The organism is Ectobacillus funiculus, assembly GCF_004138295.1.
GTDB classification, from domain to species: Bacteria; Bacillota; Bacilli; order Bacillales; family Bacillaceae_G; genus Ectobacillus; species Ectobacillus funiculus.
This window is the reverse complement of the sequence record NZ_SCFM01000006.1, coordinates 243,100-267,098: the sequence shown is the minus strand read 5'-3', so window position 1 is coordinate 267,098 and position 23,999 is coordinate 243,100. Positions and strand designations below refer to the sequence as shown.

The window sequence follows — 23,999 nt, the reverse complement described above, 5'->3', positions numbered from 1 at the left end:
CGAGTTTTCTTTATATTAGGAAAGGAGCTTACCATATGCAGCTAGATGATTTCCGCATGATGGTCGTATTGGCGCAGGAGTTAAATATGAGAAAAGCGGCGGAACGATTGTTTGTGTCGCAGCCTGCGCTGAGTCAACGGCTTCAGTCGATGGAAAAGCAATGGGGGATGAAATTTTTTCTTCGCTCACAAAAGGGCCTGACGATTACGCCTGAGGGAGAAAAAGTGACGTTATACGCAATTGAGATGCTGCGGCAGGAGGAAAATGTGAAAAATGAGCTTGCTGCTCTGCAGGCGAAAACGCATGGTACACTGAAGATTGCAGTTGCTTCCATTATTGGTCAATATTGGCTGCCGGGCATTTTAAAAACCTTTGTAGAGCAGTATCCACTCGTACAAATCTCGCTGTTTACCGGTTGGAGCAGCGAAGTACAAAAGCATTTTTACGAAGGAGATGTACATCTGGCGATTGTGCGCGGCTCACAGGATTATCCAGGGAAGAAATATCATTTACTGACAGATGAACTGTACCTAGTGGATACAGAAATCTCCGACATGGCGATGCTTCGGGATACGAATAAACCGTTTATCCAGTTTAAGAGCGATTCGACCTACTATTCGCAAATTCAAAGCTGGTGGTATGCGATGTTTTCGCATCCACCGAAGCGCACCATTGTTGTAGACCAAATCGAAACATGCAAGCAAATGGTTATGCACGGTATTGGCTACGCGGTTTTGCCGTCAAGTGTACTACACACTGCAGAAGGGGTTTATAAGTTGCCAATGGCAGTAGACGGCAAGGGCCTAACGCGCGAAACATGGCTTTTAATGAATGAAGCTGCTCTTGAATTAAAGCAGGTGGGAGCGTTTGCTGATCTCGTAAAGAATTTTATTGTAAAAAAATAACCTTTCATCCTTGCTACCGGACGTTCTCTTTGGTACAGTAACAAGTAGCATATCGAATTAGGAGGAACCTCATATTATGAACATGATGGATGCAAATGAAATTATTGCTTTTATTCAAAAAAGCGAAAAGAAAACACCAGTAAAGGTATACATAAAGGGAGATCTTAAGGAAATCGATTTTCCAGAAACAGTACAAGCATTTGTAAATAAAAAAACAGGTGTATTATTTGGTGAGTGGACGCAAGTAAAAGCTGTACTTGATGAAAACAGCGCTCGTATTGCAGACTATGTAGTGGAAAACGATCGCCGTAACTCTGCGATCCCGCTTCTTGACCTAAAAGGAATTAAAGCTCGTATTGAGCCAGGCGCAATCATTCGTGATCAAGTAGAAATCGGCGATAACGCTGTTATTATGATGGGCGCGCTGATTAATATCGGCGCTTCTATCGGCGAAGGCACAATGATTGACATGGGCGCTGTATTAGGCGGACGTGCAACAGTAGGAAAAAATTGTCATATTGGTGCGGGCGCTGTATTAGCAGGCGTAATCGAACCGCCTTCTGCTCTTCCTGTTATCGTAGAAGATGATGTATTAGTAGGAGCTAACGCTGTAGTATTAGAAGGTGTACGTATTGGAAAAGGCGCGGTAGTTGCTGCTGGCGCAATCGTTACAGAAGATGTTCCTCCTTACACAGTTGTAGCAGGTGTACCAGCTCGTGTGATTAAAGAGATTGACGAAAAAACAAAGTCTAAAATTGAGATTAAACAAGAACTTCGTCAGTTGAATCCAGAAGAATAATCCGAATACAGCAAACGAAAGCGTAAGGGCCTAGAGTTCTTACGCTTTTTATCAAAGAATAGGGTGAGATTATGAATCGATTCGTGCAAATTCGTCGGGACCTGCATCAAATCCCCGAGCTCGGTTTTCAAGAATTTAAAACGCAAGCATATATTTTAAGCTATTTAGAAACGCTGCCTCCAGAGCGGTTGGAGATTCGTACATGGAGAACAGGTGTCCTTGTAAAGGTGAAAGGAAGGAATCCAAGACAAACAATCGGGTATCGTGCTGATATTGACGGATTGCCTATTTCAGAACAAACGGGCTATGAATTTTCTTCTACGCATGAAGGATTGATGCACGCATGCGGTCATGATATGCATACAAGCATTGCCCTTGGAGTGGTAACAGTGCTTGTAGAGCAGCCGATTGACGATGATGCGGTCTTTTTCTTCCAGCCTGCTGAAGAAGGACCAGGCGGTGCACAACCGATGATGGAAAGCGAGGAATTCCAAGCATGGAAGCCTGATATCATCGTTGCGCTTCATATTGCGCCAGAATATCCAGTCGGTACGATTGCCACAAGGGAAGGGCTTTTGTTTGCCAATACATCAGAGCTGTTTATTGATTTAAAGGGCAAGGGCGGTCACGCAGCTTATCCGCATCATGCAAACGATATGGTTGTAGCAGCGAGCCATCTTGTTACGCAGCTGCAGTCTGTTATTAGCCGTAACGTGGACCCGCTTGATTCTGCCGTCATTACCATCGGAAAAATTACAGGCGGCACTGTTCAGAACATCATTGCAGAAACAGCACGTCTAGAGGGGACGATTCGTACGTTATCTGTTGAGTCTATGAACAAGGTAAAAGAGCGGATTGAAGCAATTGTTGCAGGAATCGAAGCTTCCTTTCAATGTGAAGCAGTGATTGACTACGGAGCAATGTATCATCAGGTGTATAACCATGAAGAAGTGACACGAGAGTTTATGAACTTTGCAAGAGAGAGCGGTCATATGGAAGTGATCGAGTGCCGCGAAGCAATGACCGGCGAAGACTTTGGTTATATGCTTGCGGAGATTCCCGGCCTCATGTTTTGGTTGGGGGTTCAGTCGGAATTCGGCCTGCATCATGCAAAGCTGCGACCAAGTGAAGATGCCATTGAACGTGCAATATCATTTCTTACAAGCTATATGAAATGGAAGGGAAGCAGATAGGCGAAACGCCTATCTGCTTTTTGTATATTTTTTGTAATTTCTACACAATACTTTATAATGTAGTTAAAAGGAAATTTTTTGAAGGAAATGTTAATTACTGATAATTTTTCTTGTGTAACATTGGTCCTAATTGACTTCCTCTTACATAATTACACGTGTAAATAAAAAAATGGAGGCTAATACATATGGCAGAGCGTTTAGTAGGTAAACAAGCTCCCAGATTTGAAATGGAAGCTGTTTTAGCAAACAAAGAATTTGGAAAAATAAGCTTAGAAGACAACATGAACGCCGGAAAATGGACAGTACTTTATTTCTATCCAATGGACTTCACATTTGTATGCCCGACAGAAATCATTGCGCTTTCTGATCGTTACGATGAGTTTGAAGATTTAGATGCAGAAGTAATCGGTGTTTCTACTGATACAATCCACACTCACTTAGCTTGGATTAACACAGAGCGTACGAAAAACGGCTTAGGCGAGCTTCGCTATCCGTTGGCAGCTGACACAAACCATGTTGTGTCTCGCGACTACGGTGTCTTAATCGAAGAAGAAGGAATCGCGCTTCGCGGTTTGTTCATCATCAGCCCTGAAGGCGAATTAATGTACCAAGTAGTACATCACAACAATATTGGACGCGAAGTGAACGAAGTATTGCGCGTTCTTCAAGCGTTGCAAACTGGCGGACTTTGCCCTGCGAACTGGAGGCCAGGTCAAGCAACATTACATATATAATATGTTTCAGAGAAAGATCTAACAGAGATGTTAGGTCTTTTTTCGTAGTATAATTAAGATTAGCGAACATTTTTAACTTAACTAGTAGGTTGAAAAAAGAGAAGCAGCTATCACTCCTTGTAAGGGACAAAGTCAACGCGGTGACGTTTGTCCCTTACAAGGAAGTGTGAGCTCTCCCTATTTGCTTTATGAGCAGCCTGTTGAATGGCTCTGTATTTCGCTTCCTGGGAAGAGGATACGGAATCTCCCACCTTCGACCAACGGAAGTTCCCTTGTGAGCAAGGAGCGTTAGCGAGTAGGTGGGGGTAGTTCGATATAAGAACTTTAGGATGGAATTCATTATTGGGGGAATGTATGTGAGCGGAAGCAAAAAGGAATTTGCAGTGATCGGGCTTGGCCGATTCGGGGGCAGTATTTGCCGTGAATTGTCCCAGCTTGGCATGGAGGTAATGGCGATTGATGTGGATGAAGATCGTGTAAATGAGTTTTCTAATATCGCCTCCCATGCGGTAATTGCAGATTCAACAGATGAAATGGTATTAAAAAGCTTAGGTATTCGTAACTTTGATCATGTTGTTGTAGCCATTGGCGATAACATTCAAGCGAGTATTTTAACAACGTTAATGCTAAAAGAATTAGGTGTAGAGAATATTACAGTAAAAGCTACGAATGATTATCATGAAAAGGTACTGCGTAAAATCGGTGCAGATCAGGTTGTTCATCCAGAGCGTGATATGGGCAAGCGAATTGCAAATACGATTGCATCAACAAGCGTGCTTGATTATTTGGAGCTGTCAGATGAGCATAGTGTTGTCGAGCTCATGGCGAATAAGCGCATTCATGGACAAACGCTGCAGGATTTAAATATTCGAGCGCGGTTCGGCTTAAATATTGTAGCTATTAAGCGAGGAAAGGAGATATTTGTTTCGCCGCGTGCGACGGAGGCAATTTATGAGGGTGATATTTTAATTATGATTGGTGCTGACGATGAGATTGATCGTTTTGAAGCATATTTAGAAAAATAATATTCATTTGTTAGGTAGGGTATCGATTGGTGAGTGAAAGCGTGCAATAGAAAAAGGACAACGTGATCGTTGTCCTTCTTGCTTATACTTCCATAATAATTGGAAGTATCATCGGTTTTCGTTTTGTTTTTTCATATAGGAACGGCGCTAGTGTGTCGGTAATTTCATTTTTGATTTCAGACCATTGTGTTGTTTTACGTTCCATTACTTTACTCAGATGAGTAGCAATTAAGGCTTGCGCATCGCTGATTAGATCACTGCTTTCACGCATATAGACAAAGCCGCGGGAGATGATATCTGGTCCAGCTGCAATTTTGAATTCCTTCATGTCAATGCTAACGACTACGATAACCAGACCTTCCTCCGATAAAATACGGCGGTCGCGCAAGACAATGTTCCCGATATCACCAATGCCATTTCCGTCAATATAGACTGACCCGGATGGCACTTTTCCCCCTACTGTTCCTTCATCCTCTGTTAAGGCTAATACATCACCATTGTCGAGGATAAAGCAGTTTTCCTCCGCAACGCCGCAATCAATCGCAAGCTTCGCGTGCATGCGCTGCATCCGATATTCGCCGTGAATCGGCATGAAGAACTTTGGTTTCATAAGACGAAGCATAAGCTTCTGCTCCTGCTGTCCACCATGCCCGCTCGTATGAATATCAGTTAAAGGTCCGTATATAACCTCTGCCCCAGCGCGGTACAGCATGTTAATTGTACGGCTTACACTCACTGTGTTGCCTGGAATTGGTGAAGAGGAGAAAATAACTGTATCGCCAGGGATAATTTGAATTTGACGGTGCGTCCCATTCGCAATGCGTGATAATGCGGCCATAGGCTCGCCTTGGCTTCCTGTACAAAGAATAACAGTACGGTCAGCAGGCATCCGATTGACTTGAGAAGGCTCAATAAATGTATCCTTTGGACAATGGATATAGCCGAGGTCTTGTCCAATTTCAATTGCTGCTTCCATGCTCCGGCCAAATACCGCCACTTTTCTGCCGTTCGCGACTGCTGCTTCTACAACCTGCTGCAAACGGTGAATGTTAGATGCAAAGGTTGCAAAAATAATGCGCCCTTCTACTTTGCGGAAAATTTCATGGATGCTGTCGCCAACTCTGCGCTCAGACAATGTGAAGTTAGGCACCTCTGCATTTGTGCTGTCAGACAATAAGCAAAGCACGCCTTCTTTTCCGATTTCTGCCATCTTTGTTAGGTTCGCAGGCTCGCCAACCGGCGTAAAGTCAAATTTAAAATCGCCTGTATGAACAATTTGTCCTTGCGGTGTTTTAACAACAATTCCGTAAGCGTCTGGAATGCTGTGCGTTGTGCGGTAAAAGGAAACCGATGTATTTTTGAATTGAATCACGTCGTCTTCCTTGATTTCATACAAACGCGCTTTTCGAAGCAATCCGTGCTCTTCCAATTTATTTTTAATTAAACCGAGCGCTAGCTTTCCACCGTAAATAGGGATATTTACTTGGCGTAATAAATATGGGATACCACCGATGTGATCTTCGTGACCGTGCGTAATAAATAAACCTTTGATTTTTTCTTCGTTTCGTACTAAATACGTGTAATCCGGAATTACGTAGTCGATGCCGAGCAACTCGTCTTCCGGGAATTTAATGCCTGCGTCAATAACGATAATCTCGTCTTGATATTGCACCGCATATGTATTTTTTCCGATTTCTCCAAGTCCTCCGAGAGCGAAGACTGCGGTTTGGTCATGTTTTAAAAATTTCATTATACGTTCTCCGCAAGCTTGAAGTTTTCGCTTTGTTGTTCATACGCGAGATGCGCGCCGGCAAGCTGTTGAACAAATTCAATATTATAATGGAACGGCGCTAGCTTTTTGCGTACGTCCCGTTGTGAGTCCGCTTCTACGTATAGAACCTGCGTTTTCTCTCGCACAGGTACCTCCGTAATTTTCTCTTGATAAAACACTTTAAAAATCATAATAAAACCTCTCCTTGTTTCGATTGTGAGTCTGCCTTCTAACTATTATAAAGGAAACACATTTGTTTTTCATGTTTTTTTCAGCAGGGGTGGGAAAAAAGCTCATCCTACGCGATTTTCTTTTTATGAAGCAGGTCATTTAAGTAAACTTTTAATTTTTCTTTTAATTTTTTAAACATTATCTTAGCCTTCCTTTCCGTATTTCAAACATGCGCCCGTTTTTTAGTAGTATGAGATGAAACAGCGAAATTCATGTATGAGAAAGGGATTTATGTATTTTTGCACCAGCATATATCTGGTACAGAGGAGTTTTTTTCGCACTTTTTAAGAAAGCATAAATTTCTAGCTGGATGCCAATTCGATGCCACGAGAAAGAATGTCTGTTACGCCTGCGTTTACTCTTTACTTTTTTGGGATGTATTTGCATATGCAAAGCAGTAAGCTCCATTTGTACTGAAAATTTTTAAAATTGACAAACTTAGTTCTTTTAACTCTATTAATTACGACATATAATATAAACTGATAATAATAATCATTTTTAGAGGGAAATGAGGAAGATCGATGATACTAACACAGTTAGAGCGGGGAAAGCAAGCAAGAATTAGCGATCTATCTCATGTTAGTTTTGCTATTCAACGCCGACTTCTTGATTTAGGGGTAGATGAAGGGACAGTTGTTTCTTTAAAGGGATTGCTCCCATTTCGTGGTCCTTGCATAATTGAGGTGTCTGGACAGCACATCAGCCTTCGGCGCAAGGAAGCTGATTGTATTCAGGTTTCCTTGGAGGAAGTGTCATGAAACACATCGGCTTGTTTGGGAATCCGAATACAGGAAAAACATCGCTTTTTAACGCCTTAACCGGTTCGTATGAATACGTTGGAAACTGGAGCGGTGTAACGGTTGAAAAAAAAGTAGGAACATTGCGTCATAATAAAGGGTTGTTAATAGATTTGCCGGGAATTTATTCCCTTCATCCTATTTCTAAAGATGAGCGCGTTGCGACAAACTTTTTATTACAAGAGTCCTTTTCTGGGATTTTAAATATTCTTGATGCGTCACAGCTTGAGCGCAATCTTCATTTGACTGTGCAGCTGCTCGAATTTGGGAAACCAGTTATCATTGGATTGAATATGGTTGACGTTGCTTTGATGCGAGGGATGAATATCAATCATTCACTGCTTAGCAGCGCGCTTGGTATTCCGGTATACCCAATTGTCGCTCGGAAGGGTACAGGCTGTGATGCTTTGCTCGAGAAAGTAACACATATTCATAAGCAAGAGCCTCTCCTTCTAGAATACGGAGAAGCGATAGAGAAAGCTGTTCACCAGCTTACTGTACAATTACCAGATTCCTTGCCGGGAGCCAAACGTTGGTATGCCTTGCAGTGTCTAGAGGGAAATGAAGTTGTCTTGGAAGAGGTAGAGAGACTTCTTGGAGGACAAGTGCTCGCTCGTGTTATTCACGAAGCAGAGGCAGCAATTCAGAGTGATAGACAGGCGAAGACATTGAAGCAGTATATACACCAAACAAGGCTTGGATATATTCGCGGTATTCTCTCGCAGTGTGTCACGCAAGAGCATTCGCATCGTTCGTCATTGACAGTACGGATTGATAGCATCGTTACGCATCGCATATTTGGGATTCCGATCTTTTTGCTTACAATGTTTTTGTTGTTTAAGGTAACCTTCGATTGGATTGGCACCCCTGTTTCGGATCAGCTTGACGGCTTTATGGCCGGGCCGCTTTCCGATATGGCCGGGGCACTGCTTGGGCGAGTGGGGGCAAGTGATTTTATACGAGCTGTTGTACTTGATGGAATTATTGCAGGTGTCGGAGGCGTTCTTGTATTTGTCCCGCAAATTTTTATTTTATTCTTTTTTATTTCGTTGCTTGAAGACTCAGGTTATATGGCGCGTGTCGCGACAGTAATGGATCGCTTATTGGAGAAGGTGGGACTAAACGGAAAAGCGTTTATCCCCATGATTATTGGATTGGGCTGTAACGTTCCGGGGATTATGGCGGCACGGACCATTGAGCAGCCGAAGGAGCGTTTGTTAACGATTTTGCTTACGCCACTAATGTCCTGCTCAGCACGCCTTAGCGTATACAGCTTATTTGTAGCAGCCTTTTTTCCAAAGCACCAAGCTTTGATTGTGTTATCATTATATATACTTGGCATTGTCTCTGCATTGTTGCTGGCAAAATTGTTTTCTTCTACGCTTTTCCGTAATGAAGTGTCGTATTTTCTTATTGAGCTGCCGCCGTATCGTTTTCCGCAGTGGAAGACACTGATGCGCAGTACGTGGGATAAAGGAAAAGGGTTTATTCGAAAGGCTGGTACCTTTATTTTCGGAGGCTCTGTTGTGATTTGGTTTTTGGCATATGCAGGACCAAGCGGCTTAAATGTAGATATGGACAACAGCTTTCTTGCTCTAATAGGAGGGCTGATCGCTCCGTTGTTTGCGCCCATTGGTTTTGCAACGTGGCAGGCGGGAGCGGCTTTAATTACAGGGTTTTTGGCAAAAGAGGTTGTTGTCTCGACAATGACGATTATTTACAAAACACCGAATATTGATGCACTGCAAGCTTCGATGGGGCAATTCTTTACGCCGCTTGGAGCCTATAGCTTCTTAGTGTTTGTGTTATTATACATTCCATGCTTAGCGACAGTAGCTGTGATTCAAAAGGAAACAGCTTCTCACAAGTGGACGTTATTTTCGATTGGTTACGCTCTTGTGTTGGCGTATGGACTAAGTTTCCTTGTATATACAGGCGGAAAACTGCTTGGATTTCAATAAGGAAGAAGGGCTTAAACTATGGTTAATGTCGTCCTTGGTGCACTTATTTTTGGCTATGCGGCATACAGTATTACAAAATTTGTGAAAAAAAGTAAACAAGGTAAATGTGCTGCTTGTGCGATCAATAAATCGTGTGCGAGCAGTTGTAGTGTGATAGAGGAAAAACAGCAGGTGTAATGCTTGCTGTTTTTTATTTCACCGGAAATTATATCAGAAAAATTGGTCGGATGGTCATGAAGTAGTATGGCTTGTAATGGCAGAAACTATAACCAGTTAAGATTGAGAAATAGCATCCAAGGAGCAAATTCAGACGTTTCAAAGTATTTTTCCAGATAACCATCGCCTTGTTCAGCCTGTAAATAGCCGTGAGGTTATTGAGAACGACACAAGAAATCCCCCCAACCTTTCAGTTGAGGGGATTTCTCACACTGTAAGAAAATATAAATTTCTAGCTGGAAGCCAATTCGACGTAGCGAGAAATTTTAAGAATACAGTAGTAAGTAGGGCTACGCCTCAGTCTTCGCCCGGGGAGCAGGGCTCGCCAATCAGCGAGTTTTCTTTATGAGAGGCAACAGCATTATTCCATTGCCCTGTTATCTTTCTAGCGGCAGTGCATTTTCTGGCGGGGCAAATGGATTGCTTTCACTAATACGATCATAAAACATAACACCATTTAAATGGTCGATTTCGTGTTGGAACACGATAGCTGGAAGTCCTTTGAGGCGAAGCTTCAGCTCTTGGCCATCCACGCTCCATGCTTTGACTGTAATACGCGAATAACGAGGCACATAGCCTGGTACGTCCCGGTCGACTGATAAGCAGCCCTCACCAGTTGTTAGATAGGTGCGCTCAACTGAATGGCTTATAATTTTTGGATTGAATAACGCGTAGCTATGTAGCGTTCCGTCTCGATCTGTAACATGAACAGCAATCATTCGCTTTGAGACGCCAATTTGTGGAGCCGCAAGCCCGATTCCTGGTCGAAGATTATATTGCGCTGCTATTTCTGGATTTTGGCTATTAATTACAAATTGCAACATGGCGTGCAATGTTTGAATATCTTCCTCATTTGGCGGCAATGCAACCTCCTGTGCAACTTGCCGTAGGACGGGATGCCCTTCCCGGACGATGTGTTCCATTGTAAGCATAAACGTCTCTCCTTTTTTCTTTTCAGTCTATCAAAGTCTGCCCGAAATGTCATGATAAAGAAAAGCGGACAAGGCCCGCCTTTTATGGCAGCGTAGGGGTGGGCCGGAGTAAAAGGCGCTTTTTGCCTTTTGTGGAGGTTCAGTCCGGAGTCTGCCATTTTGGGACTTGGGAGCTAGACATCACCCCGAAAAGTTATCCTTTCTTATCTTGTAAAGAAAACTCGCCCCGCTCTTGGGCGAAGACAGAGGCGTAGTTGCCCTTATACTGTATTCTTAAAATTTCCGACTACGTCGAATGGTCTTCCAGCTAGAAATTTATCCGTTCTTGCAGTGTAAAGAAAAGCAGACATGATCCAGTTTGTTGCTGAGGTGAAATGTTCTAGACACAAAGAAAAAGGAAGGCGCACCTTCCTTTTTCATAGTTATTCTGTTTACATTAGTGGATGCAAGCAGCCCCTACAATAATTAAAAGAATAAATAATACTACAATTAACGCGAAGCCGCGTCCATATCCTCCGCCGCAGCCATATCCGCCGCCATATCCGCCGTAGCCATAGCCATAGCCGTAAGCTGGTGCCGTATAGGTTGGGTAGTAGCAATTTGTATATCCGTACATTAGAGTTGCCCTCCTTGTATTGTTTCCGCAAGTAGTGCGGTTACTATACTGTATGAATTTTGAGAAAAAGTGTGTGGTTATCTGCCTATAGAGATGGAAAGAGCTGTATATTTTCCGCAGCACAAGAGAAAAGCTAACATAGGGGATATGTTTGCCTACAGCTTGCTTTGGTCGGTGGATGAGGGAGGTGCGTTGCTTGTCAATACAAAAAGGGCTTACGTTAGTAGTCGCTTGTTTATTGCTTGCCTGCTGCTCGCAAAGGGAAGCTGTTACGAGTATATACGAGGGATTAGAGCGGGTTGCGTCTGCTGAGCGGGCATTTGAGACAGAGCAAGAGCCGCTTGTTTTGCTGGAAAAGAAAGAAAAAGCATTGTATGAAACCATCTTATCCCTCGGTCTGCACGATACAGCTAAGCGTCAGGAGCTCGCTATAAAGGCTGAGGAGTCGCTTGAGGAACGTGAGCAGCATTTAATGCGTGAGCGCAGCGGCTTGTATGAGGCAAAGAAGACGTTTGCGAAGGTGCTTCCTTTGTTTGAGGAGATAGAGGAGGATAGCTTAAAAGGTTGCGTTGTCCCATTAACAAGGACGATGCAAGCCAGGTATGGGGTATATGAACAGTTATACGCACAATATGAACGCGCACTGCAAAAAGACCGGGAGCTATACGATTTGCTGCAAAGTGATGCGATTTCGTTTCGGCAGATTCAAAAGCAAATCGAGGAGATTAATCGAGAATATGAACAGGTTTTACAGTTGAATCGATTATTCAACAACTATACAGAGCAATATAACGTGAAAAAAGAGAAGTTTTACAAAAGCGCCGGACTGCATATCAAGCGTGAACGGCTCTAGACCATACTCTCTGTTATATTATCAGGAGATGATTCAGCAGGAGAAGAGGAGGTGAATGGCTTCGATAAAGAAACGGAAATATGACAGTGCTTACATATTATTCTAAGAGAGAGAATAGAGAAAAAAGGAGATAATATAACAGGAGTGCTACAATTAATGATACAGCAGAGGGAAACAAAGCAATTATCCTAGTACAGCTCCATTATTTTTTGAAAAAAATTTGAAATGAAAGTGATTGACATAAAGATTAGAATAGTTGTAAACTAAAAAATGTGGTTAACGTTGTATTAATGATTTGTAAAAAAAAATTAGTACAGATTGTACAAAACCCACAAAAACTGAAAAAACCGATTGTTTGATCGGTTCTTATACTTACAAACAGCAAGCATATTTGTTGTGCTGCTGAAAGCGTTTCGAAAGAAAGTTCATAAAAGAAGAAGAGGTGAACGGAATGGGTACGCAAGCAAAAGCAAAAAAAGCCCTGTTTGATGCTGAAGCACAATTTCAAGCAATTGAAGAGCAATTTCAAACATTCCAAATTTTAAATGAAGAAGGTCAAGTTGTTAACGAAGATGCAATGCCAGACCTAACTGATGAGCAACTAAAAGAGTTAATGCGCCGCATGGTGTATACACGCGTTTTAGATCAACGCTCAATTTCTTTAAACCGTCAAGGACGCTTGGGCTTCTACGCGCCAACTGCTGGACAAGAAGCATCTCAATTAGCGAGCCATTTTGCACTTGAGAAAGAAGATTTCTTACTTCCAGGTTACCGTGATGTTCCACAAATGATTTGGCATGGCTTACCGCTTTACCAAGCATTTTTATTCTCTCGCGGCCATTTCCACGGCAACCAATCGCCTGAAGATGTGAACACACTTTCACCGCAAATCATCATCGGTGCACAAATCATTCAAGCTGCTGGTGTTGCACTTGGTATGAAATTGCGCGGTAAACAATCCGTTGCAGTAACGTACACAGGTGACGGCGGTGCATCTCAAGGTGACTTCTATGAAGGCTTAAACTTTGCAGGAGCTTTCAAAGCACCAGCGATTTTCTTCGTACAAAATAACCGTTTCGCAATTTCTACTCCAGTAGAAAAGCAATCTGCTGCACGTACGATTGCACAAAAAGCTGCTGCTGCTGGTATTTTAGGTATTCAAGTAGACGGTATGGATCCGTTAGCGGTATACGCGGCTACTCGTTTTGCTCGTGAGCGCGCAGTAAACGGCGAAGGCCCTACATTAATCGAAACTTTAACATTCCGTTATGGCCCGCATACAATGGCTGGCGATGACCCAACTCGTTACCGTACAAAAGACGTTGAAAACGAATGGGAAAAGAAAGATCCGATCGTTCGCTTCCGTACGTTCTTAGAAGCAAAAGGCCTATGGTCTCAAGAAATCGAAGAACAAGTAATCGAGCAAGCAAAAGAAGATATTAAAGAAGCAATTGCAAAAGCTGACCAAGCTCCGAAGCAAAAAGTAACAGACTTAATTGTGAACATGTTCGAAGAGCTTCCTTACAACTTGAAGGAGCAGCTGAAAATTTACAAAGAGAAGGAGTCGAAGTAAGCCATGGCGCAAATGACACTGATTCAAGCTATCACTGATGCGTTACGCGTCGAAATGAAAAACGACCCGAACGTTCTCGTATTTGGGGAAGACGTAGGTGTAAACGGCGGTGTATTCCGTGCAACTGAAGGTCTTCAAGCAGAATTTGGCGAACAACGCGTATTCGACACACCTCTTGCTGAGTCCGGTATCGGCGGTCTTGCGGTTGGTCTTTCTCTTGAAGGCTTCCGCCCTGTTCCAGAAATCCAATTCTTCGGCTTCGTGTTTGAAGTTATGGACTCTATCTGTGCGCAACTAGCTCGTATGCGTTACCGCTCTGGCGGCCGCTTCAGCGCGCCTGTGACAATTCGTTCTCCGTTCGGCGGCGGTGTACATACACCTGAGCTTCATGCTGACAGCTTAGAAGGTATGGTTGCACAGCATCCAGGATTACGTGTAGTAATTCCATCTACTCCATACGATGCGAAAGGATTGTTAATTTCTGCAATCCGCAACAACGACCCAGTTGTATACTTAGAGCATATGAAATTATACCGCTCTTTCCGTCAAGAAGTACCAGAAGGTGACTACACAATTCCATTAGATAAAGCAGACGTAAAACGCGAAGGCAAGGACGTAACAGTCATCGCATACGGCGCTATGGTACATGCTGCACTAAAAGCAGCTGAAGAGTTGGAAAAAGAAAACGTATCTGTAGAAGTAATCGACCTTATTTCTGTAAGCCCGCTTGATATTGAAGCAATCATCGCATCTGTTGAGAAAACAGGCCGTGTTGTTGTGGTACAAGAGGCACAAAAAATGGCCGGTGTAGCAGCAACTGTTGTAGCAGAGATTAACGATCGTGCATTGTTAAGCTTAGAAGCTCCAATTGTTCGTGTTACAGCAGCTGACACAATCTTCCCGTTCTCTCAAGCTGAGGGCGTATGGCTTCCAAACCATAAGGACGTTGTAGAAGCAATCCAACAAGTAATCAATTTCTAAACATAAAAATAAATAAGGAAGAAAACAGTCCGCTCTGTTTTCTTCTATCCATATAAACTTACACATAAACATAAGGGGTTGAGCTCTGTGTCATTTGAATTCAGATTACCGGATATCGGTGAAGGTATTCACGAAGGCGAAATCGTAAAATGGTTCGTAAAGCCTGGCGATGAAGTAAAAGAAGATGATGTGCTTCTTGAAGTACAAAACGATAAAGCTGTTGTAGAAATCCCATCTCCAGTAAAAGGAAAGGTAGTAGAAATCCTTGTAGGAGAAGGAACAGTAGCTGTTGTTGGCGATGTTCTTGTTAAATTTGATGCGCCTGGCTACGAGCATTTGAAATTTAAAGGTCATGACGACGAAGCGGCTCCAGCTCCTGCAGAAGAAGCAGCACCAGCGGCAGAGGCAGCAGTTACTCCAGCTGCACCGTTAGCAGAAGAGAACGCGCGCGTTATCGCAATGCCATCTGTACGCAAATATGCACGTGAAAAAGGCGTAAATATTCGTCTTGTTCAAGGCACAGGCAAAAATGGCCGTGTGTTAAAATCTGATATCGAAGCATTCTTAGCTGGCGGTGCAGTTCCAGCAGCGGCAGCTACTGCAGCACCAGCGGCTCCAGCAGCGGCACCAGCAGCAGAGGAAAAAGCAGCAGCGCCTGCGCCACAGCCAATTCCAGCTGGTGAATACCCAGAAACACGCGAAAAAATGAGCGGTATCCGTAAAGCAATCGCAAAAGCGATGGTAAACTCCAAGCATACAGCTCCACATGTAACATTAATGGATGAAGTGGATGTAACAGAACTTGTTGCAAACCGCAAAAAATTCAAAGATGTTGCAGCAGCAAAAGGAATCAAGCTAACATTCTTGCCTTACGTTGTAAAAGCATTAACATCTGCTTTACGTGAGTACCCGATGTTAAACACATCTTTAGATGATGCATCTCAAGAAGTGGTTCATAAGCATTACTACAATATCGGTATCGCAGCTGACACAGACAAAGGTCTTCTTGTACCGGTTATTAAAGATACAGACCGCAAATCTATCTTTGCACTTTCAAGAGATATTAGCGATCTTGCAGGAAAAGCACGCGACGGCAAATTGTCTCCAAACGAAATGAAGGGCGCTTCTTGCACAATTACAAATATCGGATCTGCGGGCGGACAATGGTTCACACCGGTTATTAACCACCCAGAGGTAGCAATCCTTGGAATCGGCCGCATTGCGGAAAAACCAGTTGTAAAAAATGGCGAAATCGTAGCTGCACCAGTATTGGCGCTATCTTTAAGCTTCGACCACCGTTTGATTGACGGCGCTACAGCTCAAAACGCATTGAACCATATTAAACGTTTGTTGAACGATCCACAATTACTTGTAATGGAGGCGTAATCGAAATGGTAGTAGGGGATTTTGCAATTGAATTAGATACGGTCGTAGTTGGTGCAGGTCCAGGAGGCTATGTTGCGGCAATTCGTGCTGCTCAGCTTGGACAAAAGGTAGCAATTATTGAGAAAGCAACTCTTGGCGGTGTATGCTTAAACGTTGGATGTATTCCTTCAAAAGCATTGATTTCTGCTGGTCATCGTTATGAGCATGCGAAGCATTCTGATGATATGGGAATCATTGCTGAAAACGTAACAGTTGATTTTTCTAAGGTACAAGCTTGGAAAGCAGGCGTTGTAAAGAAATTGACTGGCGGCGTAGAAGGCTTATTAAAAGGAAACAAAGTTGAAATCATTCGTGGTGAAGCGTATTTCGTAGATGCTAACACATTACGTGTTATGACAGAAGATTCAGCACAAACATATACATTTAAAAACGCAATTCTTGCAACAGGATCTACACCAATCGAAGTTCCTGGCTTCAAATTCTCAAAGCGCGTAATCAACTCAACAGGTGCGTTGGCATTAACTGAAATCCCGAAAAAGCTTGTTGTAATCGGCGGCGGCTACATTGGAATGGAGCTTGGTACGGCGTATGCGAACTTCGGTACAGAAGTTACAATTTTAGAAGCAGGCGAAGAAATTCTAGCTGGCTTTGAAAAGTCTATGAGCGCGGTTGTAAAACGCGGCTTGAAGAAAAAAGGCAATGTAGAAATTCATACAAAAGCGTTCGGTAAATCTGTAGAAGAACGTGAAGACGGTGTAACAGTAAACTTTGAAGTGAACGGTGAAATGAAATCCGTTGACGCTGACTATGTTCTTGTAACAGTAGGACGTCGTCCGAACACACAAGAAATCGGCTTAGAGCAAATTGGTGTGCAGCTGACAGAGCGCGGTTTGGTTGAAATCAATAGACAATGCCGCACAACTGTAGATAACATCTATGCAATCGGTGATATCGTAGCAGGACCGCCGCTTGCGCATAAAGCATCTTACGAAGGTAAGGTTGCGGCTGAAGCGATTAGCGGACATGCAGCTGAAATTGATTATATTGCAATCCCAGCTGTATGCTTCACAGATCCAGAATTAGCTTCTGTTGGCTACACGAAAAAGCAAGCAGAAGACGAAGGATTAAAAGTAACAGTTTCCAAATTCCCATTCGCCGCAAACGGTCGTGCGTTGTCTCTGAACAGTACAGAAGGCTTCGTACAGCTTGTAACGCTTGATAGCGAAGATGGTTTGTTAATTGGAGCTCAAGTTGTTGGTGCAGGTGCATCTGACATCATTTCCGAGCTTGGTTTAGCGATCGAAGCAGGTATGACTGCAGAGGACATCGCTCAAACAATCCATGCTCACCCAACATTAGGTGAAATCACAATGGAAGCGGCAGAAGTAGCTCTTGGCATGCCAATTCACATTGTAAAATAATAAAAAAAGAACAGGCGCTGCCTGTTCTTTTTTTATGGAAAAAACCAGCATTTTAAAAAGTTTTCACATGGTTTCAGTTTATATGATCGAATTCTCAATAACTATGATTCCATGTACTAGGAAATCTGAATCAGCTAATGAAATTTATGCAGAAAATCACTTCGCGGTCGATAAATGATTTTTTCGAAAATGTGAGTCTGCTATGCAAACTCTTATTTTTCAGCATTCTTTCTATTTTTGGGATTGCAGTGAGAACAGCAGTTTCCGTACAATACTGTCACCTTTTCATCCTCGAATTTTTCGATTGTTCCCTCACAAACTTGGCATATGATTGTACCCATTTCTATTCCCCTCCCAGTTTTATAAATCATCTTTATCAAGTAATCGCTTTCTTGATATAGCTACATTTTAATGTGTTATACTATATTAGTCAATTGGAAAAATAGTATAATATATTTGTTTTTTTCTTAATATATTGTGCTTTATTTCCTCTTCTGCTGTAAAAAACCAGACTATCTGGACTAAATTATATTGAATTCACTAAAGCTTTTTGATGATTTTTGTTAATGAGTTAGTTTTTCAAAATCAAAACCACCCATTCGCACTCATGGGTGGTTTTGATTTTGGAAGTAAGAAAGTAGAACCTTTGGGGAGGCTTGTTTACCTTTACGGTGCACTCTTTCCGCAAAATAGCCGCTCTCATTATTTTGCAAAAGGTGCCTCCTATGCAGGGGAAACATTGTGAATAGACTTCTGCCAGGACTGTGCATTTTGTTAGCGGGTTGTTTGCCGATCAGAGATCAGCAGGGCATTGGAGCTTACACGCACTCCAAATCTGTCTGTTCCTTTTTTCCTTCTAAAATGAGTACAGTCTCATATACATAAAAAGAACCAGTCATGTAAAGGGGTTAAAACAATGAAAGGTGTACTCGTTACCGCTTTCCATACCGTCATTTGGATGAGCTTTGTTATTGTACTCTCTCTGTCACAGCGGGACAGGCTCTATGCAAAGATTGCATTATTTTTGATGTTTCTTTATTTTTGCTATGTGGTGGCTCATTATATATTGCAAAGAAGAAAGATGGCAATCATTTTCACACTTCGAAACAGCGCACTGTTTCTTCTCGTTCAGCAGGTGATTTCTTTGTTTTATCGTTTATAAAAATACATGGTTCGTCCATTAAATAACTGCAGCTCAGCTTCGAGCTTTTTTGCGACGTAACGGCAGAATTCATTGGCTTTCCCCTTATCGCCAAATGTAGCGCTTTCAGGAAGCGTAATTTGTACGAAAGGATGTTCATTTTCTTCACCGATACCAACATAGATAGAACGGTATCGATCATGAATCGATTTCAGATGCAGTGTTGTCTCAGATGTTTGGATGATTTCATAAGGGAATGCTGACTCCTCATAGTTCCAGTTCAGCTGCTTTCCTGTTTGAGCTGTAATGTTTTTATAATATATAAATAATTGTTGCACATCTTCTAATGTGATTGCTTGTTTTGCTGATTTTGGTACAAGCTTAATAAATGCATGCTGCATGGCATTTCCCCCTGTTTTTAAAAATATGAAAATATAAGAGATTTTTCTCTACACTGTAGGAAAGTATAAATTTCCAGCTGAAAGTTCACTCGACGTAGTCGGAAATTTTTAGGAATACAGTATAAGTAGGGCTACGCCTCTGTCTTCGCCTAACGGCTCGCCAGTCGGCGAGTTTTCTTTATTGTACCATTGCTTGAAATTTTTTGACAATTCTGGGTTCATATTTTCTTATCTTTGTTCATATATACAGGAAGAACGCTCGAATTTAGGAAGGAGAGGATTACAATGTTCGACAGGCTATATGAAGAATCAGAGCAAGGAAGGGTAAGATTCCTCGGTTTTACAACGAATGATATCCGCTATGACTTCGGCATTGTATATACAAGTATGTTCTTCGGTAAGCCGCTTGTCATTTGTATGCAAACGGGTCGATCCAGTCTGCTTGGACCGTATGATTTAGAGAATGTGCAGCATCTAAGAGAGGTGTTCCGTCTGCCTTCAGAGGAAGAAGCGAAGGACGTAGCGGATATTTTACACTTTTACCTGCCAAATCCATCTTTGGAAACTGAGTATGAATAAATTTACCTTGTTTACTCATTGATGATTCATTTTCCCTCCGATCCCAATGAGGTATACAAAGGCAAAGCAGCTGCTTCGTCATGTCCGCTCATCACAAGTAATAAATCCCCTTTTCAAAAGAACCAAATAGGGATGTAGATAGATTGAGATATAATGCAAGAAAGAATTAATGTTCATCATAATTTCGATTAAAAAAATAATTATGTTATACTAAATAGTCATTGACGGGGGTAATGTTGCATAATATACTATAGATATAAAATAAAGCGATTACAAAAAATTGAAACTGAATGGTACAGGAGGAATATAGGATGGGAACAATTGTATGTCAAGTTTGCGATAAAACAATTGCACATTTTGAGGATGAAAAGGTAACGGTGTTGTACGGAAATTGTTGTTCTTGCGGTCATTGCCGTGGAAGAGAAGAGCGGAAAGAAGCCTAAAAGCCTGCGAGCGCAGGCTTTTTTTCATGCTGCGCAGAAAATTTTTCCGCAGTATGTTTTTGTTCCTTCTTGAACGAATGCAATCGTTCGTAAAAAAAGAAAAAGGCTACTGGAGGATTTTAGATTGTTCACTCTTTCCTAACCATTCGAAAAAACAAACAGAGAATTAGGTTATACTAATGAAAAAAATTCCATTCATCTTTAAAGCAAGAAGCTATGTATCCTCTTTTTCAAGATCCAGTTCCTTGAATTCAATATTGCTTATAGAATCTAAGGTCCTGGCGATCATCCCAATTTCACGAAGACTTTCTTGTATTTACAACACTCCTTAACAAAGTTATTTTGTTGCATTTACAATAAAAATGATAGGGCTTATACTATCAAAAGACTGTACAGGAATTATGACTGGTCTCATTAAATAAATCTAGAAAAGAGCTGAAGAGTGTTGTATGCAAAAAGAATAACGTTGAATGACGATTTAAAAAAAGCTTGTCAAATCCGACAAGCAGTATTTGTTGAAGAACAAGGCGTACCATTAGAGGATGAGTTTGATGGATTTGATATACTGAATGAACATTCTGAACATATTTTGGTGTATTATAACGAACGGCCTGTTGGAACTGGGCGGGTCAGATGGGTTGATGGTTTCGGGAAGTTAGAGAGAATTTGTATCTTAGAGCCTTACCGTAAATTTGGTCTTGGAAAAGTAATTATTAACACGTTAGAAGAAATTGCAGAAGAAAAAGGAACAGCTAAAGTTAAATTACACGGGCAAACACAGGCAGAAGGTTTCTATAAAAAACTTGGTTATGAAACTTCCTCAAGTATATTTATGGAAGATGGAATTCCGCATATTTTGATGATAAAGCAATTATCTACCAAGTCATCATAAAAAGATTAAAAAATTCCTAATGTGAGTAAAAGGTAATCAAAAATATTGTTAGGATACGGAAAAATAAAAAGAAGCTAACCACTTAGCTTCTTTTTATTTTTGAATAGTTTTGTTAGTGATTTTCAAAGAAGTTCTGACCTTTCGTACTGAAGAGCACAGAAAATCCAACTGTAAGTAAATCATGCCCAAATCGCGTCTCATGGGCTGTGGTTGTAGCTTAGCTAGCCTTTTAATACACTGCGGTAGTGTGTCCGATTGTAGCAATTACCGCATCGTCGCGGATTGGGGTAAGCGCAATGTTCGTCTGAAGCTTCTCTGGCGAAGCATATTGGCTCATAACCCGATGGTCGAGTCTTGTCACTAAATCCGTTAAATAGGCGGAGAGAAAAGCGTTTGGAATGCGGTGTGCATTTAGGTGGTCTATCACTTGTTTTTTTGTACGAATTCCTACGCCGTGACCGTAATACAATGTATCGCCTAAGTAAATCGTATTCTCTCCTTGCCAATGCATTTCAGCTGGATTTACTTGAGGGTTTTTAAAGTAAACTAAGTCTCCTGGAAGAACGTTGCCACTTGTTTTCGTAATAAGACGCAAATCGCGGTCATAGTCCCATGTGTATAATAGAAGATTTGCAAACAGCGTATTAAATGTTTCTTCGTTGTATACGCTCAAGAGAGCTTTATAGATAAGGATGATCATGGCGGTTGCACATTCTGTTCCATATTTCTTGCCGTTTGTAAAGATATCACGAATAGCGAGGGACGGAAGTGCTCCCGATCGAAGCTGAAAGCCTCCCAGTCTGGTACGCTGCCAAAATGCCTCGTTGCAGTAGGATTCTTCAAAGATGCGAAATTGTATACCGCTGTTAAATAGCTCGATGCACGAAAGAATGAGGTTAACGCGGAAGTTCAAGTCAAATGAAAGCTCTTGTAACGATTGATACGTATACACTTCTTGATTGCTCGTCAGCAATGTTAATACTTCCTGCTTAGTTTTAAAAAAAGGCTCCGTATCGTCTGCTATATAAGGGTGTACAATAGAACGACCAATTACAATCATGACATAATCCCACCCCATATTGTTAAATTTCTTAATAGAATATGACAAAGGAGAAAGAACGGTGAGGAATATGTTCGAGTACGCGCAATAGCTTGCCAGCCAAGATCTAGATATTGTAAAGAAAACTCGCCGATTGGCGAGCCCCGCCTTTGGGAGAAGACAGAGATGTAGTCCTACTTATACTGTATTCCTAAAATTTCTGATTCCGTCGAATCTGCTTCCAGCTGGAAATTTATACTTTCCTACAATACAAAATAGAAAGCCCTCTGCTTTGACAGAGGGCTTTTCCCGCTTTAACGGGAATGTATAGTAAAAGTTTGCAAACGGCCGATATGGAGGTTTCTAGCGCTCTCAAATATCATTTCGGCGAATTTTCTTTATACAATCGGTTTATATTCCTTAATTACTCGGAGCGTTTTTAATTCCATATCTTCCGGTCCTTGTACAGGAAGACCGGCTTTGAGGTTCTTTTGAATATATTCCAGGTTTTCGGCTGTAATAATTTCTCCAGGTGTAAGAATTGGAATACCAGGCGGATAGACCATAACGAATTCAGCAATAATACGTCCTGCTGCCTCCTCAAATGGAACAGTTTCCGCTTCTGAATAAAATGCATCGCGAGGAGAAAGTGCTAAGACGGGAATGTCAGGTATTTCTACATTGATTTCGGTTCCTTCTTCTGCTTGATGCTTACATGTATCTGATAAATCTTGGAGTGCGTGTATAAGAAGATTTGCCTCTTCGTCTGTGTCTCCTATGGTAATCAAACAGAGGATGTTATATAAGTCTGACATTTCCACTTCAATATTATATTTCTCACGCAGCCAAAGCTCTGCGTCATGTCCGGTAATCCCTAAGTCCTTGACTGAAACGATGAGCTTTGTCGGATCCATATCGAAAGCTGCGTCTGTCCCAAGGCGCTCTTCGCCCGGACAATATAAATAAGGGATCTCGTTCACTTGTTTTCGCACGCGTTGCGCCAGATGAATTGTTTCAGCAAGGAGTCTTTTTCCCTCTGTTGCAAGCTGTTTTCTCGCCGCATCTAAAGAAGCAAGTAAAATATATGATGTGGATGTTGTCGTAAGCATACTAATGATAGCTTGTACATGCTTCACGTTTACGAGTCCTTCTTTTACATTCAGGATCGAGCTTTGTGTTAATGAGCCCCCAAGCTTATGAACGCTTGTCGCTGCCATGTCAGCCCCTGCTTGCATCGCTGACATCGGCAAATCCTCGTGAAAGTGAATATGAACACCGTGCGCTTCATCGACGAGAACAGGAACACCGTGAGAATGAGCAATTTCAACAAGATGCTTTAAATCCGCTGCGAATCCAAAATATGTGGGATTGATAACAAGTAATCCTTTTGCGTCCGGGTGCTCTTCTAATGCTCTTTTTACAGACGCAATCGTCATGCCGTGAGAAATGCCTAAAGTAGGATCAATCTCAGGATGAATGAAAATAGGCCGTGCTCCAGAAAAAATAATGGCCGCCATAACGGATTTATGCACGTTGCGAGGTACGAGGATTTTATCCCCCGGTCCGCAAACACTCATAACCATCGTCATAATGGCGCCGCTTGTTCCTTGTACTGAGAAAAATGTATGGTCTGCGCCAAATGCTTCGGCAGCAAGCTGCTGCGCTTTCTTAATCATTCCTTTCGGATGATGAAGATCGTCAAGTGGCGCGATATTGATCAAGTCGATCGATAATGCGTTTTGCCCAATAAATTCCCGGAATTCCGGATCCATTCCTTGCCCTTTTTTATGCCCTGGAATGTGAAATTGAACAGGATTTTTTTTGCTATGTTCAACTAGAGAAGTGAACAACGGTGTTTCATATTGGGACAACTTATACACCCCTTTTTCATAGTTTTATTCCCGATCTGTTTCATGTCCATTAGAGAACGGGAGTCGGTTTATACAACTTTTTATCTGAACAAATACTTGTCATTCGATACAAAACAAATGAATTATATCACCTATATCAGTGGATGTATATACAAATTGCTGTAACCGATTTGTTTTTTTATATTAGGAAGAAAACGGTGAAACAAATTTTAAAAAATCTTCCCGGAAGCTGTACGTTT

General features: G+C 41.9%; 25 protein-coding genes and 2 pseudogenes. 18 read left to right on the top strand and 9 right to left on the bottom strand.

Going from position 1 to position 23,999, the window contains the following annotated elements; genetic code table 11:
* Nucleotides 1–35: 35 nt before the first annotated feature.
* From EP737_RS05670 to EP737_RS05650, 5 genes are all read left to right on the top strand, one after another.
* A complete protein-coding gene (locus tag EP737_RS05670; protein ID WP_129726953.1) occupies nt 36–905 on the top strand; it encodes a transcriptional regulator CcpC in 870 nt (289 codons plus the stop codon).
* A 76-nt stretch (nt 906–981) separates the two neighbouring features.
* A complete protein-coding gene (gene dapD, locus EP737_RS05665; RefSeq protein WP_129726952.1) occupies nt 982–1,704 on the top strand; it encodes a 2,3,4,5-tetrahydropyridine-2,6-dicarboxylate N-acetyltransferase in 723 nt (240 codons plus the stop codon).
* Between the two features lie 71 nt (nt 1,705–1,775).
* On the top strand, nt 1,776–2,897 hold the full coding sequence (locus EP737_RS05660; protein WP_129726951.1) for an N-acetyldiaminopimelate deacetylase: 1,122 nt from the start codon (nt 1,776–1,778) through the stop codon (nt 2,895–2,897).
* Nucleotides 2,898–3,082: 185 nt separating this feature from the next.
* The gene (locus EP737_RS05655) at nt 3,083–3,631 is read left to right on the top strand and encodes a peroxiredoxin (RefSeq protein WP_129726950.1); all 549 of its coding nucleotides are present in this window, start codon (nt 3,083–3,085) and stop codon (nt 3,629–3,631) included.
* A gap of 356 nt (nt 3,632–3,987) precedes the next feature.
* Entirely contained in the window at nt 3,988–4,656 is a 669-nt protein-coding gene (locus EP737_RS05650) for a potassium channel family protein (RefSeq protein ID WP_129726949.1), read from the top strand.
* Nucleotides 4,657–4,738: 82 nt separating this feature from the next.
* Here EP737_RS05650 and rnjA read toward each other — a convergent pair whose 3' ends face one another.
* Nucleotides 4,739–6,406: a ribonuclease J1 gene (gene rnjA / locus EP737_RS05645; protein ID WP_129726948.1), complete on the bottom strand. Its 1,668-nt coding sequence runs from the start codon at nt 6,404–6,406 to the stop codon at nt 4,739–4,741.
* Nucleotides 6,406–6,618: a DNA-dependent RNA polymerase subunit epsilon gene (locus tag EP737_RS05640; RefSeq protein WP_129726947.1), complete on the bottom strand. Its 213-nt coding sequence runs from the start codon at nt 6,616–6,618 to the stop codon at nt 6,406–6,408. Before EP737_RS05640 ends, rnjA begins: the two co-directional genes overlap by 1 nt.
* A 561-nt stretch (nt 6,619–7,179) precedes the next feature.
* On the opposite strand from EP737_RS05640, the gene EP737_RS05635 reads away from it, so the two are divergent.
* From EP737_RS05635 to EP737_RS05625, 3 genes are read left to right on the top strand one after another with little or no spacing between them, the layout of a single operon-like run.
* Nucleotides 7,180–7,416 carry a FeoA family protein gene (locus EP737_RS05635; protein ID WP_129726946.1) on the top strand — a complete coding sequence of 79 codons (237 nt, stop codon included), beginning with the start codon at nt 7,180–7,182 and terminating at the stop codon, nt 7,414–7,416.
* On the top strand, nt 7,413–9,416 hold the full coding sequence (gene feoB / locus EP737_RS05630) for a ferrous iron transport protein B (protein ID WP_129726945.1): 2,004 nt from the start codon (nt 7,413–7,415) through the stop codon (nt 9,414–9,416). Before EP737_RS05635 ends, feoB begins: the two co-directional genes overlap by 4 nt.
* Nucleotides 9,417–9,434: 18 nt before the next feature.
* Nucleotides 9,435–9,593: a FeoB-associated Cys-rich membrane protein gene (locus tag EP737_RS05625; protein ID WP_129726944.1), complete on the top strand. Its 159-nt coding sequence runs from the start codon at nt 9,435–9,437 to the stop codon at nt 9,591–9,593.
* Nucleotides 9,594–10,009: 416 nt separating this feature from the next.
* Here the strand turns inward: EP737_RS05625 and def are convergent, their stop codons facing one another.
* Complete coding sequence (gene def, locus EP737_RS05615) at nt 10,010–10,564, bottom strand: peptide deformylase (RefSeq protein ID WP_129726943.1); 555 nt, start codon at nt 10,562–10,564, stop codon at nt 10,010–10,012.
* Between the two features lie 436 nt (nt 10,565–11,000).
* Nucleotides 11,001–11,081: pseudogene (locus EP737_RS26195) on the bottom strand (YjcZ family sporulation protein); the annotation flags it as partial.
* Between the two features lie 295 nt (nt 11,082–11,376).
* On the opposite strand from EP737_RS26195, the gene EP737_RS05605 reads away from it, so the two are divergent.
* From EP737_RS05605 to lpdA, 5 genes are all read left to right on the top strand, one after another.
* On the top strand, nt 11,377–12,033 hold the full coding sequence (locus tag EP737_RS05605) for a YkyA family protein (protein ID WP_165350701.1): 657 nt from the start codon (nt 11,377–11,379) through the stop codon (nt 12,031–12,033).
* A 451-nt stretch (nt 12,034–12,484) separates the two neighbouring features.
* Entirely contained in the window at nt 12,485–13,606 is a 1,122-nt protein-coding gene (pdhA, locus tag EP737_RS05600) for a pyruvate dehydrogenase (acetyl-transferring) E1 component subunit alpha (protein WP_129726940.1), read from the top strand.
* Nucleotides 13,607–13,609: 3 nt separating this feature from the next.
* Entirely contained in the window at nt 13,610–14,587 is a 978-nt protein-coding gene (locus tag EP737_RS05595) for an alpha-ketoacid dehydrogenase subunit beta (protein WP_129726939.1), read from the top strand.
* A gap of 87 nt (nt 14,588–14,674) precedes the next feature.
* Entirely contained in the window at nt 14,675–15,973 is a 1,299-nt protein-coding gene (locus tag EP737_RS05590; RefSeq protein ID WP_129726938.1) for a dihydrolipoamide acetyltransferase family protein, read from the top strand.
* A gap of 5 nt (nt 15,974–15,978) precedes the next feature.
* Nucleotides 15,979–17,394, top strand: coding sequence for a dihydrolipoyl dehydrogenase (lpdA, locus tag EP737_RS05585; RefSeq protein ID WP_129726937.1), 1,416 nt, complete (start codon nt 15,979–15,981; stop codon nt 17,392–17,394).
* A gap of 212 nt (nt 17,395–17,606) precedes the next feature.
* Here lpdA and EP737_RS05580 read toward each other — a convergent pair whose 3' ends face one another.
* Nucleotides 17,607–17,735: a GapA-binding peptide SR1P gene (locus tag EP737_RS05580; protein ID WP_129726936.1), complete on the bottom strand. Its 129-nt coding sequence runs from the start codon at nt 17,733–17,735 to the stop codon at nt 17,607–17,609.
* A 212-nt stretch (nt 17,736–17,947) separates the two neighbouring features.
* On the opposite strand from EP737_RS05580, the gene EP737_RS25960 reads away from it, so the two are divergent.
* Together EP737_RS25960 and EP737_RS05575 are read left to right on the top strand one after the other, a co-directional pair.
* Entirely contained in the window at nt 17,948–18,139 is a 192-nt protein-coding gene (locus EP737_RS25960; RefSeq protein ID WP_205650882.1) for a hypothetical protein, read from the top strand.
* A 171-nt stretch (nt 18,140–18,310) separates the two neighbouring features.
* Nucleotides 18,311–18,556 (top strand): hypothetical protein, encoded by a 246-nt coding sequence (locus EP737_RS05575; RefSeq protein WP_129726935.1) that lies wholly within the window; start codon nt 18,311–18,313, stop codon nt 18,554–18,556.
* On the opposite strand, the gene EP737_RS05570 is transcribed toward EP737_RS05575, so the two are convergent.
* Complete coding sequence (locus EP737_RS05570; RefSeq protein ID WP_129726934.1) at nt 18,544–18,936, bottom strand: DUF1885 family protein; 393 nt, start codon at nt 18,934–18,936, stop codon at nt 18,544–18,546. The genes EP737_RS05575 and EP737_RS05570 overlap by 13 nt on opposite strands.
* Nucleotides 18,937–19,221: 285 nt before the next feature.
* Here EP737_RS05570 and EP737_RS05565 point away from each other — a divergent pair, with 285 nt between their 5' ends.
* Nucleotides 19,222–19,515, top strand: coding sequence for a DUF3055 domain-containing protein (locus EP737_RS05565; protein WP_129726933.1), 294 nt, complete (start codon nt 19,222–19,224; stop codon nt 19,513–19,515).
* 311 nt (nt 19,516–19,826) lie between these two features.
* Nucleotides 19,827–19,958 (top strand): GapA-binding peptide SR1P, encoded by a 132-nt coding sequence (locus EP737_RS05560; RefSeq protein WP_129726932.1) that lies wholly within the window; start codon nt 19,827–19,829, stop codon nt 19,956–19,958.
* 226 nt (nt 19,959–20,184) lie between these two features.
* Here the strand turns inward: EP737_RS05560 and EP737_RS05555 are convergent.
* Nucleotides 20,185–20,274: pseudogene (locus tag EP737_RS05555) on the bottom strand (MarR family transcriptional regulator); the annotation flags it as partial.
* Nucleotides 20,275–20,403: 129 nt separating this feature from the next.
* Between EP737_RS05555 and EP737_RS05550 the strand changes: the two are divergent.
* On the top strand, nt 20,404–20,850 hold the full coding sequence (locus EP737_RS05550) for a GNAT family N-acetyltransferase (protein WP_129727063.1): 447 nt from the start codon (nt 20,404–20,406) through the stop codon (nt 20,848–20,850).
* A gap of 229 nt (nt 20,851–21,079) precedes the next feature.
* On the opposite strand, the gene EP737_RS05545 is transcribed toward EP737_RS05550, so the two are convergent.
* Nucleotides 21,080–21,910, bottom strand: coding sequence for a protein-glutamine gamma-glutamyltransferase (locus EP737_RS05545; protein ID WP_129726931.1), 831 nt, complete (start codon nt 21,908–21,910; stop codon nt 21,080–21,082).
* A gap of 377 nt (nt 21,911–22,287) precedes the next feature.
* The gene (locus EP737_RS05540) at nt 22,288–23,760 is read right to left on the bottom strand and encodes an aminotransferase class I/II-fold pyridoxal phosphate-dependent enzyme (RefSeq protein WP_281278875.1); all 1,473 of its coding nucleotides are present in this window, start codon (nt 23,758–23,760) and stop codon (nt 22,288–22,290) included.
* Nucleotides 23,761–23,999 lie beyond the last annotated feature (239 nt).

Coding starts and splice junctions, on each gene's coding strand:
- EP737_RS05670 (WP_129726953.1), top strand. CDS start 36: ATGCAGCTAGATGATTTCCGCATGATGGTCGTATTGGCGCAGGAGTTA.
- dapD (WP_129726952.1), top strand. CDS start 982: ATGAACATGATGGATGCAAATGAAATTATTGCTTTTATTCAAAAAAGC.
- EP737_RS05660 (WP_129726951.1), top strand. CDS start 1,776: ATGAATCGATTCGTGCAAATTCGTCGGGACCTGCATCAAATCCCCGAG.
- EP737_RS05655 (WP_129726950.1), top strand. CDS start 3,083: ATGGCAGAGCGTTTAGTAGGTAAACAAGCTCCCAGATTTGAAATGGAA.
- rnjA (WP_129726948.1), bottom strand. CDS start 6,406: ATGAAATTTTTAAAACATGACCAAACCGCAGTCTTCGCTCTCGGAGGA.
- EP737_RS05640 (WP_129726947.1), bottom strand. CDS start 6,618: ATGATTTTTAAAGTGTTTTATCAAGAGAAAATTACGGAGGTACCTGTG.
- EP737_RS05635 (WP_129726946.1), top strand. CDS start 7,180: ATGATACTAACACAGTTAGAGCGGGGAAAGCAAGCAAGAATTAGCGAT.
- feoB (WP_129726945.1), top strand. CDS start 7,413: ATGAAACACATCGGCTTGTTTGGGAATCCGAATACAGGAAAAACATCG.
- EP737_RS05625 (WP_129726944.1), top strand. CDS start 9,435: ATGGTTAATGTCGTCCTTGGTGCACTTATTTTTGGCTATGCGGCATAC.
- def (WP_129726943.1), bottom strand. CDS start 10,564: ATGCTTACAATGGAACACATCGTCCGGGAAGGGCATCCCGTCCTACGG.
- pdhA (WP_129726940.1), top strand. CDS start 12,485: ATGGGTACGCAAGCAAAAGCAAAAAAAGCCCTGTTTGATGCTGAAGCA.
- EP737_RS05595 (WP_129726939.1), top strand. CDS start 13,610: ATGGCGCAAATGACACTGATTCAAGCTATCACTGATGCGTTACGCGTC.
- lpdA (WP_129726937.1), top strand. CDS start 15,979: ATGGTAGTAGGGGATTTTGCAATTGAATTAGATACGGTCGTAGTTGGT.
- EP737_RS05580 (WP_129726936.1), bottom strand. CDS start 17,735: ATGGGTACAATCATATGCCAAGTTTGTGAGGGAACAATCGAAAAATTC.
- EP737_RS25960 (WP_205650882.1), top strand. CDS start 17,948: ATGATTTTTGTTAATGAGTTAGTTTTTCAAAATCAAAACCACCCATTC.
- EP737_RS05575 (WP_129726935.1), top strand. CDS start 18,311: ATGAAAGGTGTACTCGTTACCGCTTTCCATACCGTCATTTGGATGAGC.
- EP737_RS05570 (WP_129726934.1), bottom strand. CDS start 18,936: ATGCAGCATGCATTTATTAAGCTTGTACCAAAATCAGCAAAACAAGCA.
- EP737_RS05565 (WP_129726933.1), top strand. CDS start 19,222: ATGTTCGACAGGCTATATGAAGAATCAGAGCAAGGAAGGGTAAGATTC.
- EP737_RS05560 (WP_129726932.1), top strand. CDS start 19,827: ATGGGAACAATTGTATGTCAAGTTTGCGATAAAACAATTGCACATTTT.
- EP737_RS05545 (WP_129726931.1), bottom strand. CDS start 21,910: ATGATTGTAATTGGTCGTTCTATTGTACACCCTTATATAGCAGACGAT.